Raw genomic sequence first — 13719 nt, forward strand, 5'->3', positions numbered from 1 at the left:
AATGAACAACGTCGCCTCTTTTGCCTATAAGGCACGATAGCCGGTTTCCCGGAAAGAAAGTGGCTTATCCAGACACGTTTCCATGCCCAAACAGTTCCTCCGTCTTTGACAGACACATCTGCAAAAGTGGATTTCTCCATCCGGTACATCTGCATCCGTCGCCGCGTGATACCCTATAGTCCTGGGCCCTTCCCCTCAAACCATGCGGTCACGTTTGAAGTTCGGTTCACCGGACCACTGAAAGGTGCGTTACGTCTCCCAATAGCCCAACCCAGCCTACGACAAACTGACGGTCGCTCCGCCAGCAGCCCGTTACGTAGGCATAAGTTCAGAATATGGGATGAATTCAGGAGGGGAATAAGTTTTATGGAGACAGCTGCATGCTTGAAGCTCTTAAAAATTAAGCCTCAACATGCAGCTCAGCATGGGCTTTCTTAGAAGTTGTTGCAATCTCTAAGCTTGTCAGAGCACTCAGCGCTTGCTTCGCTTCAGCTACGGTTTCGGGGTCATCCTCATGGAGATCAATGATTTCTTGTAGTTTTTTCTTTGATTTAGAGATCTTCCAATCAGCAATTTTATCTCTGAAAATCGCTCCTAGCACCTCCCAAAGTTGAGCCAATAAGATGGTAATAGCCGGGGCAAATATGAGAAGGATAGATTTGACTGTGCCGTCTCCGATCAGGCTAAACAATGAAGCTAAAATCGTACCAGTCCCGGCTGCACCAGCAGCGGTGGCTTTATTTTTCAGCCCGGCCTGCTCATCAGCCACCAGGTCGCCTCACATCCAGCTCGCCGCTCGCCGTTCCTAGAGTAGTCAAAATCTCCTCAATTTCTGCTTTTGTGATCTTATCAATGTTTTGAATCGCCAAGCGCTTATCTCCAAGCTCTTTCCCGAATCTCACATCGATAGCCCGGCTTTCAGCCAGACCTCGCAGACTTGTAAAAACAGAAAAACTCAAGCCGAGGAGTCCAATTGCCAATCCTGACACTGGAATAAACAATTCCATATTCTTCCTCGCGACTAGGTCAATTCATAAAACTATGGAGTAAACCTAGTTAACGTAAGGGAAAAATACAACCCAAGGTAATTGGAGGTATAATCGGCCCGCTTTCCGGCCTCTTAGCGTTCGCCGCACTGGCCTCTGTCACGCAGGACATGGTCAGCCAGAACACAGGCCATCATGGCTTCTCCAACCGGGACTGCGCGGATGCCAACGCAAGGGTCGTGACGACCTTTGGTCATTACATCCACCTCTTCCCCGCTGCGAGTGATGGATTTGCGTGGTGTCAGGATGGAAGAGGTTGGCTTTACAGCAAAGCGCACGACTACCGGCGCACCGGAAGAGATGCCGCCCAGCACGCCGCCTGCCTGATTGGACAGGAAGTCAGGCTTGCCATCTTCGCCCATACGCATCTCATCAGCGTTTTCTTCACCAGTCAAACATGCTGCTTCAAAACCGTTGCCGATCTCAACACCCTTCACGGCGTTGATGGACATCATGGCTGATGCGAGGTCCTGATCAAGCTTGCCGTAAAGCGGAGCACCGAGCCCCACCGGGACGTGCTCAGCTACCACTTCAATCACGGCACCAATTGAAGAGCCTTCCTTGCGGATGCCATCGAGGTATTCTTCGAAGAACTTGGCAGCTTCCGCATCCGGGCAGAAGAACGGGTTGTTGCCCACCTCGTTCCAATCCCAGTTGTCGCGATTGATCTTATGCGGGCCCATCTGGACCAGAGCGCCGCGGATCAGGATGTTTGGAATGACTTTGCGCGCCAAACCACCAGCAGCTACACGGGATGCTGTCTCGCGTGCTGATGAGCGACCACCACCGCGATAATCACGAATGCCATACTTGGCATCGTAGGCGTAATCTGCGTGGCCCGGACGGTAGCGCTCTTTGATTTCGGAGTAATCCTTGGAGCGCTGATCAGTGTTCTCGATCATCAGAGAGATGGGCGTGCCGGTCGTACGTTGTACGCCGTCTTCATCCACCATCACACCGGAGAGAATTTTGACCTGATCCGGTTCGCGGCGCTGGGTCGTAAACTTGTTTTGCCCCGGCTTGCGCTGGTCCAGATACACCTGAATCTCTTCTGCTGTGATTGGAAGCAGAGGCGGACAACCATCGACAACGCAGCCAAGCGCTGGTCCGTGGCTTTCGCCCCATGTTGTTACGCGAAACAGATGACCAAAGGTGTTGTGGGACATGTTCTAGCAGTTCACTTTTAGAGCATGAGCACGCCCTGTCCGGCTGACTCTCTTCAATCAAACGGAACGCGCTCTGAGAATTCTAGTGGTTTTAGGTGGGTTCAGGCGAGAGGTCAATTGAGAGCCTTGCAGCACTTGCGTAATTTTCCCGAATGAACAAACTGGATTTAGGCTTGTTCCCAGATTCAGGACTGTAAATGGGGGATCTCAAGGCGTGAAAAGCGCATTCAGGCACCGCCATTTTAATGCGTAAGCTCAAATTCATACAAAAAGCCCGAGCAACGTGGTGGTCACGTCCCCGGACTTTCCTCATTCATTCAAACTTTTCATAGAGAACGTTGGCCCTGGATAAACCTTAGGCGCCGTGTTCCTGAATAAGTCTTTTTGCAACCAGATCATGGTCCAGCCACAGAGCCGGGCCTTCTGGCTGGCTGGCTTCGCCAAACATGAGCATGCCAGTTGCTGCAACAACATGCTGGCTGAGTTCATCGCTGACCAGAACGTTGCGCTCTTTATGCAGGTCTACGATTTCCTGCGAGGTGCCAACAGTCTTGTCTACCTGCTCCGCTGAGTTTGGCATTGGCCAAGCTTCGAAGTTGTAGAACGGCTGCATTGCCTCACTGGTCTGGTAGTCGGATACCTTTTGCAGCACCTCTTCCAGAGACGCTTCCGGCTTGAGCATGCCTTCGCACTTCTGCCAGAGTGCATCCACCCATGCGCCACCACCTTCTTTCTTGAAGGCTTGCAGCAGTGGCAGGAGAGACAGCTCGATGCCAGCAAACACGTCTGAAGAGTTGGTGCGGATTTCAGGGCAGTTGAACACTGTTGCCTTCACGCCGTCTTTCCACGCGTCTTCAGCAAACTTCTCCAGAGCCATTTTAGCGTAGCCCTGCGTGTAGTTGGTGTAAGTCTGCCAGCGATACTCGTCCTCGATCAGGATGCGAGTGCCGTGATAGCCATATGCGGTGTAGCGCACTTCGCCGCCAGCAGCTTCCACGCGGTCGCGGAGCGTCTTACTGGCTTCCAGCAGGTAACCGAAGCTGTTTGCGGTGACTTCCTCGAAGTTTTGCAGGATCAGTTTGCCCAGATCACTCTCGATAAGAGACTGAGACGGCATGTAGCGTGCACCGCGGCCTTTATAGATGCGGTTCGCGATTGCCATAAACACTTTTGCACGCGGAATACCGCCTGCCATTGTGTGGGCGAAGAAGACGTTCTTACCCGCTGGGATCATGGTATCCAGCTGGTCCATGACCTGAGAAAGAGCGTCTTTAAACCGGTTGGAGCCAAGACCGCGGCAGATCTCAACATGATCCCAGTCGAGCTTGTGGTCCTGCCAGTCTTTAATGGTCATTTCGTTGACCAGATCAGTCGGCGTCGCTGTGCCTTCCGGTGCATCCAGTTCAAAACCCGCACGCAGAGGTACGTTGATGATTTTGCCGCCCAGATTGGCTTCTGCTTCAGTGAGCTCTTCTGGTGTCAGGGCGCGTGGCTTGTTGTTTTCATCGGGACGACCGACAGTAATGCCGATCACAGTCATCCCGGCTGCCTTTGCCTGATCGATCAAGCCAGTCGCATATCCGCGACCAAAAAGTTCGCCGAAGAGTACGAAGACATCGCCCTCTCCAAAAACGGTATTGCTGCTGATTGCCTTGAGTGGTCGAGACGTCTTCATCAAGATCTTCCAAAAAGTTTAAGAGTGTCGAGATTTCATAGGTGAGCGTTCTGCTCTTGTTGCCTAAAAATAACGAGTTACAACTGATTTAGGTAGCCTGTTTAGCTGGTCTTTATGCAGATTGTAGCAAAGCACTCCAAAATGTCGTGGACTGCCTTTGCTGTAGTATTCACTTTATGTGTCACAGTTTATCGCTGACGCAAAAACCTGATCAATTTAACGACCAGGAAATGCGTTGTAAGCCCCCAATCTTAAAGGCTTGGTACAGCGCTGGACGTGAGAGCACGCATTGATGCGCCCATTAATCAGAATGGACCTGCGTGTCTGCGAGGTCTTTTAGACAGCGAGCTTTAGATCCACGCCTCAGAACCATCTCGCCAGAGAAGGAACTGGTCTTGTGGCGTCTCCAGATCCGGGATTTCTGCGGGTGCATATCCGCAGAGCAAACCACGCAGTACCCGCATGACCACGCCGTGTGCAACGATGATCATGGGATCCTTTTGCTCTGACATCCAATCGAAGATGCGATCAGAGACCATTTTGTAGCTCTCCCCTTCGGGATGCACATAGCCCCATTTATCTTCGCGCCGCATGCGAACCACTTCAGGACGCTCAACCATCATTTCAGGAACCGTCATTCCCTCCACGTTGCCAAATGTGATTTCACGAAGGCGTTCATCCACTTTGTAGTCGTATGGGTCGAGCCCCATTTCCTTGCGCAGAATTTCCATGGTCTCCCGCGCGCGGATCATGGGTGAGCTGACAAAGATGAAATCATCTGCGGTCTTGCCAAGGTCTGGGAGGAAGTCCTTCATCACCATACCGTTGCGCCGGGCCTGCTTGCGACCGGTGTCGTTGAGCGGAATATCCTGACCGCCCTGCATACGCCCTTCCAGGTTCCAGTCTGTTTGTCCATGACGGACATACAGAAGCGGAGTTGGTGTGGTTTTCGCAAGGGGCATCAACGAGCCAGTCATTCCATGGGCCTTCTGCAGGAGATTAGTCGGCAACCGTTTTGTAGCGGCTTCTTACGAGGTACATGTGTCATTCCTCGTTAGAAAACAACAGTTATGCACACATTCTTGATTTAAGTCATATGTACCTTTACCAGCCTCTTAAGCGCAAAAAGGCGCTCCAAGAAGCGCCTTTTCTCAAACCTAATTGCTGAAGCAATTTAGACGACGGAGATATCCGGGGCGTCTACTGCCTTCATGCCAACCACATGGTAGCCGCTGTCAACGTGGTGAGTTTCACCAGTGACAGAGCGGGACAGGTCGGATGTGAGGTAGAGAGCAGAGTTTCCAACATCATTGATGGTTACGGTTTCACGCAGTGGTGCGTTGTACTCGTTCCATTTGAGGATGTAGCGGAAATCGCCGATACCAGCTGCTGCCAATGTTTTGATTGGACCTGCAGAAATCGCGTTCACACGGATCTTCTTAGGACCAAGATCAACCGCGAGATATTTGACGCTTGCTTCCAATGCAGCCTTTGCAACGCCCATGACGTTGTAGTTTGGCATGACCTTCTCAGCACCGTAGTAGGTGAGAGTTACAATGGAACCACCTTCGGTCATCAGCTTTTCTGCACGGCGGGCAACGGATGCCAGCGAGTAGCAGGAAATCTGCATTGTCTTTGCAAAGTTGTCTGCGCTGGTATCCAGATAACGGCCAGTCAGTTCTTCTTTGTCAGAGAAAGCGATCGCATGAATGACGAAGTCGATCTTGCCCCATTTTTGCTCCAGAACTTCAAATGCTGCATCAATGCTTGCTTCGTTCGTAACGTCACAATCACCTACAACAAGTGCATCGAGCTTTTCTGCTAATGGTTCAACACGCTTCTTCAGCGCTTCACCCTGATAGGTGAGTGCGATTTCAGCTCCGGCATCGTGTAGTGCTGTTGCAATACCCCAAGCGATGGACCGATTGTTGGCCAGTCCCATGATGAGACCACGTTTGCCGGCCATCAATCCTTGCGCTTCTGCCATGTTTTTCTCCTGAGTGAATATCACTTAATCTAGTGAACAGCCCCAAAATGCTATGGCATACTGTTCATTTGGCTTCAAGCCGTCGAAAAAAGTCCAATCAGACATGGACGTGTTCTTGCGCTCCCATTATCTGATAGTTAGAGCCAGATCAACTTCCAACACTGCGACGGAAACATGACTATTCCAAATTTGGTGAACGCGTTTCAAAAGATCATTGGGGACGCAAATGTGCTTGTCAGCGACCATGACAAGGCCCCATTTCTTGTTGAGTGGAGGGACAAATTTCGAGGCGCCACTCCCATGGTGCTGCGGCCCGGTTCCACATCAGAGGTTGCAGAGTGCGTGAAGCTTGCGGCTCAGCACGGTCTTACTGTGGTTCCACAGGGTGGCAACACGGGTTTGGTTGGGGGGCAAATCCCTAATCCAGATGGTAGCGAAATCGTGCTATCCCTTTCTAGATTAAATAAAATTCGCCACATCGACCCTGAAGGTTATACGATGGTAGCAGATGCAGGCGTTACGCTGCAGGCTGTTCATGACGCGGCTGAAAAGCATGATCGATTGTTCCCTTTGACGCTCGCTTCGCAAGGTTCCTGTGAGATTGGTGGCAACATTGCAACCAACGCCGGAGGCACTGCCGTCCTGTCCTATGGGAACACGCGAGATCTTGTTCTCGGGCTTGAAGTTGTGCTCGCAAATGGTGAGGTCTGGGAAGGGCTTCGGACCCTGCGCAAAGACAATACCGGTTACGATTTGAAACAATTATTTATCGGCTCAGAGGGCACTTTGGGGATCATTACGGGTGCCAGCCTCAAATTATACCCAGCTCCGGCGTCGGTGGAGGTGGCTCTGGTCGCGCTAGATTCGCCTGCTAAGGCACTTTCACTGTTTTCATTGGCAAAAAGTCACGCCGGGAACATGCTCACTGGATTTGAATTGATGCCGCAATCCGGCATGCAGTTCGTTTGTGAGCATATGGAACAGTCGCGCTATCCGTTCGAAGAACAGCATCCATGGTATGTGCTCATCGAGATCTCAGCGGGTACAAAAGACATTGACATTGTCAGCCTGACAGAGACCATCTTTACTGAGGCTTTTGAGGCTGATCTGCTGCGTGACGGATTGCTGGCGCAGAGTAAAGCGCAGGCTGCTGACTTCTGGCGGTTGCGGCATGGGCTTTCTGAGGCACAGAAATTTGAGGGCGGATCCATCAAGCACGATGTCTCTGTGCCTGTTGCAAAGGTTCCCGAGTTTCTGGAAGAAGCGATCGCCGCTGTTAAAGAGGCTGTGCCGGGATGTCGTCCGGTTCCGTTTGGCCATATGGGCGATGGCAACATCCATTTTAACATCACCCAACCGAAGGATGCCAACAAAGCCGAGTATCTTGCGAAATGGGATGATGTGAACCGTGTCGTGCATGGGATTGTTGCCAGTTACAACGGCTCAATCTCTGCAGAGCATGGCATCGGCATTTTGAAGCGTGATTTGCTGGCAGAGGTAAAGAGCGCCACAGAGATGAACATGATGCGCTCTGTTAAGAAGGCTCTCGACCCGACGAACATGTTCAATCCGGGCCGCGTTCTCTAGACATTACTGCTCAGGTGCTTCCAGTCCTTCCGGGAGTACCTGTCCTCCATCAACGACAATCTGCTGTCCGGTGATGTAGCCAGCCTCCTCGCTGGCGAGGAAGAGCACAGCACTTGCCACGTCTTGTGGCGCACCCAATCGGCCAAGTGGAATAGTCTGCCCCATCTTCTTCAGATACTCATCACCGAGGTCATCCAGCGCTTCTGTCCTGATATTGCCGGGCAGAACCGAGTTCACTGTGATCTTGTGCGAGGCCAACTCCAAGGCGGCTGTTCGCATGAAGCCCAGTTGCCCCGCTTTGGAGGCTGCATAATGAGACCAGCCAGCATCCCCTGTAATTGGGCCCGTTATTGACGAGATAAGGATAATCCGCCCGTGCCCTGCTTGTTTCATATGCGGGAGGGCTGCCTTTACGCAGTAGAAGGAGGAGCGCAAGTTTGTCTCAAGCACATGATCCCACTGCTCGGGCTCCATCTCCTTAATCGTCTGCTTGGGGAAGATGCCTGCGTTGGCGCATATAATATCCAGCCCGTTTTCTTCTGCGGTCTCATCGACCATGGCCTTTACCGCTTGCCACTGGGTGACATCACATTGAAGGAATTGCCCTGCTCCGCCAGCCAGTGCGATTTCCTCCACAGCATTAGCGCCAGCTTCTTCTCCGCGCGCTGCAATGGTGACAAAGGCTCCGGCGCGAGCAAAAGCCAGCGAGATGCCCAAGCCGATCCCCTGGGAACCACCCGTCACAATGACAGATTTACCTTTAAGCGACGCCAGCATGCTTGATCCCTCATCGTCTCATCATGTTGGTGTCCAGTATGTTGCTCAGAGGCTAAAACAAGTCTAACTGCCCGTTGTTTCTTGAAGAGCCACCTGCAACCTTCTTTTGAGGTTTTGGCTTGGCAGGAGGTTTGACTGGCTCAGGAGGAACTGGAATGACCTCTCGTTCCCACAATGACGGGTCATCATTGGCAACGCTGTTCACCCGCGTTGAAACAGGCGTGGTGATTAACAGTCCCTCATCTGCAGGTTGTAAGAGCTTTATAGCGTCTCGAGCCATGATTGTGCCGTTGCTCAACCAGTCGTCAAAATGCTCCGGCGCGATGATTGCGGGCATCCGGTGGTGAACCGGTTTCACTGTCATATTCGACTCGACGGTGATTACAGCAGCGGTATCAATGTCTCCGCCATCAGGATGGGAATAAGTTTCCCACAGGCCAGCGAAGGCCAGAAGGCGTCCATCCGCTGGGGCAATCCAATAGGGCTGCTTTGCCGCACCTTTGCGTTGCCACTCGTAAAAACCGTTTGCAGGTATCAAGCATCTACGGTGACGCACCGCTGCACGAAACGAGGGTTTCTCCTCCAAAGTTTCGGCTCTGGCATTGAGCAAAAGCGTGAAACTTGCTGGGTCTTTGACCCATGACGGGACCAGGCCCCATCGTGCTAACCCAAAGTGGCGCCCACCATTTTCGTGTTTTACGAGTGCAATTGGCTGAGTCGGTGCTATGTTGTATCTCGGTGGAAAATTTGGCTGTTCGATATAATCAAACAACGCTTTGACTTCTTCCGGAGACGCTGACAGGCTATATCTACCACACATGCAGATTACTCTGTTCGCATTTTAGTAAAATTGCAACCAATCGAGAGATAGGTTCCGCGCGACAGATAGGAAGCTGGGAGGCTGCAATGGATATGTACTGCGATAAAATCGGCGTAGGAGAACTTTCTCCTGAGCTTTTGACGCATGCAAACATCAATCCATCCACGGGCCTTGCAACTGACTATCTTAATCATTTCAATGAGGTTGTTATGCTTCTTGAAATGCTTCCTGATATTCCCGATTGCGCAGAAGATGTTCTGGCCTGGGAACCAGCTGACTATATCACACATTTCAGTGCCTCTAAATTCTCAGCAAAAGAATTGGCGATCCGTGCATACGGAGCTGTTGATTTACCGCTGCGGAATGCTCTGGAGAAGTGTATTGGCGAAGTTGATCAGGAAGTTATCTCCTTACAAAAAATGCTAGGCTCCGCTGAAGTAACAGGTGAACTGCTGCAAATCGTTCAGGATAAAGCCGTTACCGTCATCAGGCCCCTGCTTTCGCAAGCCGGGTCAATCATCCATGGACATCTACCGGATGAGACAATCAGCACTGAGGAAAGCACGCAAGCGGACGTTGACGCCCTGTTCTCATGAGCAAAAAAATTATTCCGGAATACATTGAGGCAACCAGTGTTGCCTGTGTGCAGAACGAAAAAGTTCTGCTCGTAATACGAGCCCAGTCGCCCTCCAAAGGCCTTTGGAGTTTTCCTGGCGGTAAGGTTCTTCCCAGTGAAAACCTTAAGGATGCCGCACAAAGAGAGTTTAAAGAAGAAACATCTTTGTGCGCCTCAGACCTGAAGGAATGGACGGTGTCCTACCCTTCTGCGGAAGACTGCAAGGAGCAATATCGCATCCATGTCTTTCGCTGTACGCAGGTCAAGGGTGAGGAAGAAGCACGCTCTGATGCTGCTGAACTGGGATGGTACACTTGGGAAGAGGCTATGAACCTGCCTCTCGCACCCGGCATGCAACAGCACATTCTGAATCTTCTAAGATGTAGTTAGAGCAGAACCTGTGCATTTACATTGACGCCTCAAGCTCTGACTTCTTAATTTTTACACGTGTTCTTATCCGAAAACCGGAACTACTTTTTTAGAATACGCACAAGCATCAGTCCTGCAGCCTGCTGTGCAACAAGGGAAAACCGGAAATCCCCAAGGTTCCATAGTGGACAGAGTGCCGGGAGACGGCCATCCTTACAGAATCTGAAGCAACCAGCATGCTGTGGGATGTAGCTTGACTGACATTGCAAGACTTAAAGCTTGGACACGTAACTTCGCGAAACCTGCCTGGCCGACAGGCCGGGGGATTTGCCTTGGTCTGATGCTTTTGAGTGTTGCGGCGGCCCCTGCTGCATTTGCTCAGAGTTCCCCGCAATCTCCGGGTCAACCTGTACAGCCAGAGTTGAAAGAACCTCCCTACGAGCAACAGCTTATTCGCCTCTCAGAAATACTTGGTGCCCTCCATTATTTACGCCCGCTTTGCGGTCATGATGAAGCAGATGAATGGCGTCAGCGCATGTACTCCTTGCTGGGTGCAGAAGTGCAGAATGAGCTGAGACGCCGGCGTCTTGTTGAGCGGTTTAATCAGAGCTATCGGGGGTTCGCATCGGTCTATCAAACCTGCACTCCGGCGGCTATTGAAGCCTCCCGCAGATTCGCCGATGAAGGTGTAATTATCACCCAAGAAGTAACGGGCAAGTACAGCCGCGATTGATAGAAAAGCCGGTTGCAACCGTTTTCCACAGACAATTATTGCGTGTTTTTTGGATAACTCGGCTTCGCCACAAATATTAACCATAACTTACAGAAGCTCTGGACGAGTTTACCAAAACATCAGTGAGTCGGTTGTTCCTGCCGTTTTGCGTGTTAACTTCCGTTTAACAGATAAGGCATGCGACGCTTCATTTGTTTTCGTTTGCCCGTTACATGTAACGGCAAATAACAAGAAGCAGCACATAGAGGGACATGAGAGCCAGCATGATCAAGGACGACGCTATCGCCGGCGAATTCACAGAAGAGATCGATGCATCTGATGCAGACATCCGCCGACTGGCTCTAAGCTTCATTCAGGAAGCTTGGGAGGATGGTCTTTCCCACGGCATCGACAGTACAGCTCTTGCGCATGCAGCGCTGTTCTCAGCAATGATGGATCTGGTTTCTCTTTATGGAGAAGAAGCTGTTTCCAAATTTGCGCAGGAATTGCCACAGCGCGTTGAGCGCGGTGACTACTCTTTGGAACGTCGTCTGCACTAATTTCAGCACTGCTGTTTTTCAAAGAGCCCCGATTGATCGGGGCTTTTTTGATTCCGGCCCGGTGTTTTGGAGCGACTTCTTGTCGTTTGCTTGCATCCAACCAAACGGAACACGCTCTAGAAAATCAAATCACTTGCAACCTTGGCAAGGATGAGCGCTGCAAAGAGCAGCAGGATAATGCCTGCCCCATGGTTGATGGTGGAAAGCCAGTTGTCATTCATGCGATTTCGCAGCTTGGACACAAGCGCAGACAGGCAAGCCCACCATAGAAGAGCACCACTCAACACGCCCAGCACGAGTGCCAGAGCGCCGACATAGTCCCCCTTCTCGGGCGCATGCTCTCCCAGTGAACCGAAAATAGCGATAAAGCCAAGAATTGCTCCTGGGTTGGTCACAGTCATGGCGAAAGAGACAATCATCCCACGCCAAATCGTTGGACCACCATCGCTGCCACCTTTTAAATGTGGGTGAGACCGGAACACGACGATGCCGAAGATGATCAGAAGAAACCCGCCTATCGTCTGGATATAGAACTCATGGCGTTCAACGAACTCCGATATTGCCGTCACACCAAAGGCAGCAGCGGTTGCAAATACACCATCGGCCAGAACTGCCCCGAAGCCTGCGATGAGGCCCGGAAGGAAGCCGTAATGCACTGCCCTCCTAATCGCCAACACGTTTACAGGGCCAATCGGAGCAGACGTGACGAGCCCGATAATCATGCCTGTAATGAAGAGTTCAATATTCAACGCTTTAATCCATACTTCCCAACTGCGCAGAAGACCTGTCAGATCTTCCTATAAATTTTCTAAAGGCTCTCTAGCTTGTGCATAGGTTAGGGTCCGTTTCTTCCTTGATTCCCAACAAGCCCTTAAACTAAGTGCAAAGCACGCGCCTCATATCCGTTTCGGAGCACTTCATGTATTTTCGCCTACTCATCATAGGGTTACTTTGCACTACAGCTCCGGCTATGGCTGCAACACAGGCAATCAAGACCGAAACGATTCGCATCCAACGCCCCAAGGCTGAACAATTTCCTCTGCTTGATGAAGGTTTCAACAGAGATACCAGCAGTGAAGATGCGCTGGACAGTGAGTTTGCAGAGGAACCTCCGCTGCCAAAGCTGGACGTCTTTTATGACGATACAGAATTGCCGGAGGCTGTCAGAGCAACCCGTGCGACGCTGATCAAGATTGCTCGCAGCGGCAATGTTGCTGCGTTGGCGCCTTTGTTTGCCAAGCAAGAGCAACCACCGGAACTCTCGTTCACACCTGTGCGCGATCCGGTCAGCTTTTTGAAAGACAGCTCTGGTGATGGTGAAGGGCACGAGATCCTTGCGATCCTACTGGATATTGTGACAGCCGGATATTTGCGGCTCAATGAGGGAACGGAAGAAGAGACTTACATCTGGCCTTATTTTGCCCGCTACCCTTTGCATGACCTGACGCCTTCGCAGAAGGTTGAGATGTACCAGATCGTCACTGCAGCCGATTACTTTGAGATGCTGGATTATGGCGCATGGACCTTCTATCGCCTTGGCATTTCCAAGGATGGGGATGTGCGGAGCTTTATTGCCGGAGACTAAGTTGTCTTCAGTGACCGATTGATGAAAGCCCATCAGATGCTCTGGTGGGCTTTTCTTTGCTCAGTTACCCCGCCTTGCGGATTTCACGGTGGCTTTCGTTTTCCGCTTTCAGCAGGTCCATCTGCTCAGGCTTTTCCATGAAGCGGGTGTAAAAGCTGCTGTCGAGTTCCGCGTAATAGGCATAACCGCGGTACAGAGGCAAGAACCGCAGTTTGGCTCTGTTGTCGTCGGCCAGCCCTTTCATGACGTCATGAAAGTTCTCACGCGGTAAAACATGGAACCTGCCGAGCCACTTTTTGAGCATCAGCTTGAACAGGCCGGGCAGTTTTTCCTGCTGACCAAAATCAACAACAGACAACTGACCGCCTTTTGCCAGAAGCTTTGTCCCGTTGCGCAGAGCGTCTTCCCATGGCGGGATCATTGAAACGCAGTAGGACAGGAAGACACGGTCGAAGGTGTCGATGCCGAACTTCTCAAACGGATCAAAGCTCGTTGCATCGCCCTGAGCCAGATGAATCCGGTGAGACAGGTCCGCTTTGTGAATGTTGGCCTCTGCGGTCTTCAGCATTTCTGCCGAGATATCGACGCCAAAGAACTGGCAAGTTGGGTAAGCCCTTGCTGCCTCAATCAGATTGCGACCAGTGCCGCAGCCGAGCTCCAGCACTGTGCTGCCACGCGGTGCTGCCAAATGTTTGATCAAATGATCCCGGCCAAGAAGGTAATGCTTTCTGGTCAGATCATAAAAATGCCGTTGGTTCTTATAGAGTTTATCCATCAGTGAGGCTGAGGACTTTACATTCGCCATTTCACTTCCCTCAC

At 51.5% G+C, this 13719-nt stretch carries 16 protein-coding genes; 6 read left to right on the top strand and 10 right to left on the bottom strand.

Translation table 11 applies throughout. The features are described from left to right. Positions 1-400: 400 nt before the first annotated feature. From DHN43_RS04265 to fabI, 6 genes are all read right to left on the bottom strand, one after another. Entirely contained in the window at positions 401-769 is a 369-nt protein-coding gene (locus DHN43_RS04265) for a hypothetical protein (RefSeq protein ID WP_108817814.1), read from the bottom strand. After that, complete coding sequence (locus DHN43_RS04270) at positions 762-1007, bottom strand: hypothetical protein (protein ID WP_108817815.1); 246 nt, start codon at positions 1005-1007, stop codon at positions 762-764. The genes DHN43_RS04265 and DHN43_RS04270 overlap by 8 nt, the downstream gene beginning before the upstream one ends. 113 nt (positions 1008-1120) lie before the next feature. Continuing rightward, positions 1121-2212: a chorismate synthase gene (gene aroC, locus DHN43_RS04275; protein ID WP_057464885.1), complete on the bottom strand. Its 1092-nt coding sequence runs from the start codon at positions 2210-2212 to the stop codon at positions 1121-1123. A gap of 355 nt (positions 2213-2567) precedes the next feature. Beyond that, entirely contained in the window at positions 2568-3887 is a 1320-nt protein-coding gene (locus DHN43_RS04280) for an enoyl ACP reductase FabMG family protein (RefSeq protein WP_108817816.1), read from the bottom strand. 350 nt (positions 3888-4237) lie between these two features. After that, positions 4238-4864, bottom strand: coding sequence for a histidine phosphatase family protein (locus DHN43_RS04285; protein WP_057464883.1), 627 nt, complete (start codon positions 4862-4864; stop codon positions 4238-4240). Between the two features lie 197 nt (positions 4865-5061). Beyond that, positions 5062-5874: an enoyl-ACP reductase FabI gene (gene fabI, locus DHN43_RS04290; protein ID WP_057464882.1), complete on the bottom strand. Its 813-nt coding sequence runs from the start codon at positions 5872-5874 to the stop codon at positions 5062-5064. 174 nt (positions 5875-6048) lie between these two features. Here fabI and DHN43_RS04295 point away from each other — a divergent pair, with 174 nt between their 5' ends. Beyond that, positions 6049-7461 carry an FAD-binding oxidoreductase gene (locus DHN43_RS04295; RefSeq protein ID WP_108817817.1) on the top strand — a complete coding sequence of 471 codons (1413 nt, stop codon included), beginning with the start codon at positions 6049-6051 and terminating at the stop codon, positions 7459-7461. A 3-nt stretch (positions 7462-7464) separates the two neighbouring features. Here DHN43_RS04295 and fabG read toward each other — a convergent pair whose 3' ends face one another. Continuing rightward, positions 7465-8238 (bottom strand): 3-oxoacyl-ACP reductase FabG, encoded by a 774-nt coding sequence (fabG, locus tag DHN43_RS04300; protein WP_108817818.1) that lies wholly within the window; start codon positions 8236-8238, stop codon positions 7465-7467. A 52-nt stretch (positions 8239-8290) separates the two neighbouring features. Then, positions 8291-9058, bottom strand: coding sequence for an SOS response-associated peptidase (locus DHN43_RS04305; RefSeq protein ID WP_108817819.1), 768 nt, complete (start codon positions 9056-9058; stop codon positions 8291-8293). A gap of 86 nt (positions 9059-9144) precedes the next feature. On the opposite strand from DHN43_RS04305, the gene DHN43_RS04310 reads away from it, so the two are divergent. The 4 genes from DHN43_RS04310 (at position 9145) to DHN43_RS04325 (ending at position 11315) form a co-directional block, all read left to right on the top strand. Then, entirely contained in the window at positions 9145-9654 is a 510-nt protein-coding gene (locus DHN43_RS04310) for a hypothetical protein (RefSeq protein WP_057464878.1), read from the top strand. After that, entirely contained in the window at positions 9651-10064 is a 414-nt protein-coding gene (locus tag DHN43_RS04315; protein ID WP_108817820.1) for an NUDIX hydrolase, read from the top strand. The genes DHN43_RS04310 and DHN43_RS04315 overlap by 4 nt, the downstream gene beginning before the upstream one ends. A gap of 232 nt (positions 10065-10296) precedes the next feature. Continuing rightward, complete coding sequence (locus DHN43_RS04320) at positions 10297-10776, top strand: TIGR02301 family protein (RefSeq protein ID WP_063293782.1); 480 nt, start codon at positions 10297-10299, stop codon at positions 10774-10776. 263 nt (positions 10777-11039) lie between these two features. Continuing rightward, positions 11040-11315, top strand: coding sequence for a hypothetical protein (locus tag DHN43_RS04325; protein ID WP_014284380.1), 276 nt, complete (start codon positions 11040-11042; stop codon positions 11313-11315). Between the two features lie 116 nt (positions 11316-11431). On the opposite strand, the gene DHN43_RS04330 is transcribed toward DHN43_RS04325, so the two are convergent. Continuing rightward, positions 11432-12064: a LysE family translocator gene (locus DHN43_RS04330; protein WP_208980490.1), complete on the bottom strand. Its 633-nt coding sequence runs from the start codon at positions 12062-12064 to the stop codon at positions 11432-11434. A 170-nt stretch (positions 12065-12234) separates the two neighbouring features. Here DHN43_RS04330 and DHN43_RS04335 point away from each other — a divergent pair, with 170 nt between their 5' ends. Further along, positions 12235-12900: a hypothetical protein gene (locus DHN43_RS04335; protein WP_208981731.1), complete on the top strand. Its 666-nt coding sequence runs from the start codon at positions 12235-12237 to the stop codon at positions 12898-12900. 64 nt (positions 12901-12964) lie between these two features. Here DHN43_RS04335 and DHN43_RS04340 read toward each other — a convergent pair whose 3' ends face one another. Next, positions 12965-13705 carry a class I SAM-dependent methyltransferase gene (locus tag DHN43_RS04340; protein ID WP_108817821.1) on the bottom strand — a complete coding sequence of 247 codons (741 nt, stop codon included), beginning with the start codon at positions 13703-13705 and terminating at the stop codon, positions 12965-12967. Positions 13706-13719: the final 14 nt, after the last annotated feature.

The organism is Pseudovibrio sp. Alg231-02 (assembly GCF_900143565.1).
Taxonomy (GTDB): Bacteria; Pseudomonadota; Alphaproteobacteria; order Rhizobiales; family Stappiaceae; genus Pseudovibrio.

What these genes read in the sequence shown, in the direction of transcription:
- DHN43_RS04270 (WP_108817815.1), bottom strand. Translation starts at nt 1,007, where the DNA reads ATGGAATTGTTTATTCCAGTGTCAGGATTGGCAATTGGACTCCTCGGC.
- aroC (WP_057464885.1), bottom strand. Translation starts at nt 2,212, where the DNA reads ATGTCCCACAACACCTTTGGTCATCTGTTTCGCGTAACAACATGGGGC.
- DHN43_RS04280 (WP_108817816.1), bottom strand. Translation starts at nt 3,887, where the DNA reads ATGAAGACGTCTCGACCACTCAAGGCAATCAGCAGCAATACCGTTTTT.
- DHN43_RS04285 (WP_057464883.1), bottom strand. Translation starts at nt 4,864, where the DNA reads ATGACTGGCTCGTTGATGCCCCTTGCGAAAACCACACCAACTCCGCTT.
- fabI (WP_057464882.1), bottom strand. Translation starts at nt 5,874, where the DNA reads ATGGCAGAAGCGCAAGGATTGATGGCCGGCAAACGTGGTCTCATCATG.
- DHN43_RS04295 (WP_108817817.1), top strand. Translation starts at nt 6,049, where the DNA reads ATGACTATTCCAAATTTGGTGAACGCGTTTCAAAAGATCATTGGGGAC.
- fabG (WP_108817818.1), bottom strand. Translation starts at nt 8,238, where the DNA reads ATGCTGGCGTCGCTTAAAGGTAAATCTGTCATTGTGACGGGTGGTTCC.
- DHN43_RS04305 (WP_108817819.1), bottom strand. Translation starts at nt 9,058, where the DNA reads ATGTGTGGTAGATATAGCCTGTCAGCGTCTCCGGAAGAAGTCAAAGCG.
- DHN43_RS04310 (WP_057464878.1), top strand. Translation starts at nt 9,145, where the DNA reads ATGGATATGTACTGCGATAAAATCGGCGTAGGAGAACTTTCTCCTGAG.
- DHN43_RS04315 (WP_108817820.1), top strand. Translation starts at nt 9,651, where the DNA reads ATGAGCAAAAAAATTATTCCGGAATACATTGAGGCAACCAGTGTTGCC.
- DHN43_RS04325 (WP_014284380.1), top strand. Translation starts at nt 11,040, where the DNA reads ATGATCAAGGACGACGCTATCGCCGGCGAATTCACAGAAGAGATCGAT.
- DHN43_RS04335 (WP_208981731.1), top strand. Translation starts at nt 12,235, where the DNA reads ATGTATTTTCGCCTACTCATCATAGGGTTACTTTGCACTACAGCTCCG.
- DHN43_RS04340 (WP_108817821.1), bottom strand. Translation starts at nt 13,705, where the DNA reads ATGGCGAATGTAAAGTCCTCAGCCTCACTGATGGATAAACTCTATAAG.